The organism is Mesorhizobium sp. M7A.F.Ca.US.005.03.1.1, assembly GCF_003997975.1.
Classification (GTDB): Bacteria; Pseudomonadota; Alphaproteobacteria; order Rhizobiales; family Rhizobiaceae; genus Mesorhizobium; species Mesorhizobium ciceri.
Genome location: NZ_RZRO01000186.1, coordinates 1 through 3,665, shown reverse-complemented (window position 1 = coordinate 3,665; position 3,665 = coordinate 1). Strand labels below are relative to the sequence as shown.

Sequence of the window (3,665 nt, the reverse complement as noted above, 5' to 3'; positions counted from 1 at the left end):
GGTCGATGAGGTCGCCGACGGAGGCTATGGCCGGGCCGACGAAGTGTTCGTCGTGCCGGAAGTTTTTCGCGCGAAGGAGTAGTGCAGGGCTAGACCTCGAAGAGGTGCCTTTCACAAATTGAACCCTTGCCGCATCAGCCATCCTTCGTCGCACCGACCCAGTCGGCGGCCACTTCGGCAAACAGCCAGTCGCGGAACGCCTTGATCTTTTTCTGGCGCAGCGCGCCGTCACGGTAGACGACGTAGTAGCGCGAGGCGGATTTCAGCGCGAGATCGAAGGGACGAACCAGCCGCCCCGCAGCGAGGTCGGCCGAGACCAGCGCGCTTCGGCCGAGCAACACGCCTTCGCCATGCACCGCGGCTTCGACGGCGAAGGTGGCGGAATCGAAGCGCACGCCGCGCTTGGGATCGATGCCGTCCACGCCGGCCTGTTGCAGCCATGTTGCCCAGTCGATGCGAAAGGCGTCGTGGATCAGCTTGTGATGCCGGAGATCCCCGGGCTGGCGCAGCGGATGTTCGCCTTGCAGCAGTTCCGGGCTGCAGACCGGGAAGACCTCTTCGTCGGCGAGAAATTCCGCGGTCACGCCGGCATAGCCGCCCTTGCCGTAGCGGATGGCGATATCGATGCCGTCGCTGACGAAATCGGAAAGTACGCCCGAGGTCGACAGCCGCACGTCGATGTCGGCGTTGGCGCGGTGGAAGCGATGCAGCCTCGGCACCAGCCAGCGGCCGGCAAAACCGTCCGATGTGCTGACATTCAGGATGCCTGCCGTGCGGTCGGGCGTGGCGGCGATGGTGGCGGCGGCGATCTGGTCCAGCGCCGTCCTGACTTCCGATGCGTAGGCCGCGCCGACCGACGTCAGGCGCACGGACCTCGTTCCCCGATCGAAAAGCTGGATGCCGAGCCTGTCCTCGATGTTGCGGATGGCGCGGCTGACCGCGCCATGGGTGACGTTGAGCTCACCCGCAGCCTTGGAGAAGCTCAGATGCCTGGCGGCAGCCTCGAAGGCGGGCAGGGCAGTGAGGGGCGGTAGTCTGCGCGGCATGGTCCACCTGTGAGTGTTGCTCACAAATCCTGCACAAAGAGTCGTTTGTCGTCCAGCCCGGAAATGTCCAATCTATAGGGGTAGCAGCAGATATTGATCGGCTTTCCCATCTCGCCGCTGCGCTGAACGACCAGAAACGGTGTGAGCAATCGTCATGCTTGTCCCCTTGCGGACGGCGTCGGCACGCTTGCGCCTACTGAACCACAGGAGACGAACCATGAAACCGATTCTCGAATCCATCAGCGCCGCGACGAGCGGTCTTGCACTCAGAGCCTCTGCAGTCGTCGAGCGCCGCCGCATGCTGCGCCAAGTTTCACGCTTCTCGAACCATCGCTTGCACGACATCGGATTCGAGCGCGACTGGGACGGCTCCATCCTGCGCAATGGGAGGTCGATATGACCAGCACCCTGATCATCGGCGCGACGGGGCTGCTGGGCAGCGAGATGGCGAAGGCCAGCGCCCGCAATGGCGATCGCCTGCACGTTCTGGTTCGTCCGGCAACAGCCGGCGATGAAGAGCGGCTGCATTCGCTGAAGGAACTCGGCGCCAAAATCCACGTCGGCGATCTCGACGACTATGACAGCCTTGTCCGCGCCGCCAGTGCGGTGGACCGCGTCATCAGCTCGGTGCATGTGCATTCGGCCAGCGAGATGACGCTGGTGCGGGCGCTGAGCGATGCCGGCGTTTCCCGCTATGTGCCTTCCGCCGGCTTCGGCCTCGACTTCGCCGCCGCCGCACCGGGCTCGATCCCGCCACTCGACCTCAAGCGAGCAGTGTTCGACGCGATCAAGGAGGCCGATCTGCCCTATACGGTGATCTACACCAATGGCTTCTTTTCGACATGGGTGGCGACGCTGGGCGATCTGATGCGCTTCGGCTCGTCGCCCTTGCCGCCCGAAGAGGTGACACTTTATGGCGACGGCAACGTGCCGGCGACGTTCGTCAGCGAGAAGGACATCGCCGCCGTGACCTTGCGCGCGCTGAACGACCCCAATGCCATCCGCAGCGAGATCCGCATCGCCCGAAACAAGATCACCCAGAACGAAATGATCGATCTGTGGCGCGGGGTGAGCGGCCGCTCGCCGCGCATCGTGCCTCAGAGTGCGGCGGAGCTTGAGGCGATGATCGCGTCAGCCCCCTGGCTCGGACTGCTGCGGGCATTCTGGATACGCGGCGAGACCGCGCTCGAGACGGCCACGCCGGAAGCCGGAGTGCTGTATCCGGAGCTGGCTTTCGAGACCATCGAGAGCGCCTTTGTTGCGATGGCGGACGCCGCTGGGCGATAGGAGCAGGAGCGCGGCGCTGAAGCTGACGTCGTCGGCGCGGCCGATGAATCCGGCTCGCGGCGTGAGCCGCCCGAGAAGGGCTGGTCTCACCCGTGCGGGCCTGTATCATGGTCATGTGAATTCCTGGGAGGAGGCTTGTGCATGCGGCTGAATCGGAATCTCTGTCAGTGGAGGGTTTGGGTCTTCATCGCCGCAATGGCGCTTTGGCCGCACGCGGCGCCGGCCGATAGCCTCACGCCCGAGCGCATCACTGCTGCCCTGTCGAAGCTCGAAGCGCTTGCCGAAGCCGCCGTCGCGGACGGTGCCGTACCCGGGCTCGCCATCGGCGTCGTGCGCGATGACGAGGTGATCTTCCTCAAGGGTTTTGGGCATCGCGAGGCCGGCAAGCCTGAGACCGTCGACGCCGACACGGTGTTCCAGATCGCCTCCCTTTCCAAGCCGGTTTCCGCCACCGTCGTAGCGGCGTTGGTTAGCGACAGGATCGTGTCCTGGGATTCGAAGATCGCCGATCTCGATCCGGCCTTCAGGTTGGCCGATCCTTATCCGGCAAGCCAGCTCACCGTCCGTGACCTGTTTTCGCATCGCAGCGGGCTTCCAGGCACCGCCGGAGACGACCTCGAGGACATTGGCTACGACCGCGTCGAGATCCTGCATCGCCTGCGGTTCGTGCCGCCATCGTCGAGCTTTCGGGCCGGGTATTCTTACAGCAATTTCGGATTGACAGAGGGTGCCGTGGCAGCCGCGACACCGACGGGAAAGCCCTGGGAGCAGGTCGCCGAGGAGAAGCTCTACCGTCCGCTGAGCATGGCCTCCACGAGTTCCCGCCATTCGGACTTCGTCAAGCGAACCAACCGCGCCGCGCTTCACGTCAAGGTCGATGGCGCCTGGGCAGCGAGGATAGAGCGCGATCCGGATGCGCAGGCGCCCGCCGGCGGCGTCAGCTCTACGGCACGTGACCTCTCGCAATGGGTGCGCCTCATCCTCCACAACGGCGTTTATGCCGGCAAGACACTGATTGCCGCCGATGCGCTAAGCCAGACGCATGTTCCGCTGATAGCGCGCGGCAACAATCCCGTCTCCGGCGGCGCATCGTTCTACGGCCTCGGCTGGAATGTCGAATTCGGCCGACACGGCCTGAGCTGGGGCCACGCCGGCGCTTTCAGCGTCGGCGCGCGTACCCTGGTGACAGTCTTCCCAAAGGAGAAGTTGGGCATAGTCATCGTCGCCAACGCCTTTCCGACTGGCCTGCCGGAGGGATTGTCCGACAGCTTCGCCGATCTCGTCTTCGACGGTAAGGTCGAGAAGGACTGGGTCAAGGCGTGGAATGATATC

4 protein-coding genes are annotated in these 3,665 nt (G+C 64.4%); 3 read left to right on the top strand and 1 reads right to left on the bottom strand.

What is annotated here, in order from left to right; all coding sequences use genetic code 11:
- Positions 1-134: 134 nt before the first annotated feature.
- A complete protein-coding gene (locus EN990_RS34815) occupies positions 135-1,046 on the bottom strand; it encodes a transcriptional regulator GcvA (RefSeq protein WP_127385278.1) in 912 nt (303 codons plus the stop codon).
- Between the two features lie 217 nt (positions 1,047-1,263).
- On the opposite strand from EN990_RS34815, the gene EN990_RS34810 reads away from it, so the two are divergent.
- From EN990_RS34810 to EN990_RS34800, 3 genes are all read left to right on the top strand, one after another.
- Positions 1,264-1,446: a DUF1127 domain-containing protein gene (locus EN990_RS34810; protein WP_013530655.1), complete on the top strand. Its 183-nt coding sequence runs from the start codon at positions 1,264-1,266 to the stop codon at positions 1,444-1,446.
- Positions 1,443-2,333 (top strand): NmrA family NAD(P)-binding protein, encoded by an 891-nt coding sequence (locus EN990_RS34805; protein WP_063172627.1) that lies wholly within the window; start codon positions 1,443-1,445, stop codon positions 2,331-2,333. Before EN990_RS34810 ends, EN990_RS34805 begins: the two co-directional genes overlap by 4 nt.
- A gap of 141 nt (positions 2,334-2,474) precedes the next feature.
- The coding region (locus EN990_RS34800) for a serine hydrolase domain-containing protein (protein WP_164766227.1) at positions 2,475-3,665 on the top strand (1,191 nt) is incomplete at its 3' end.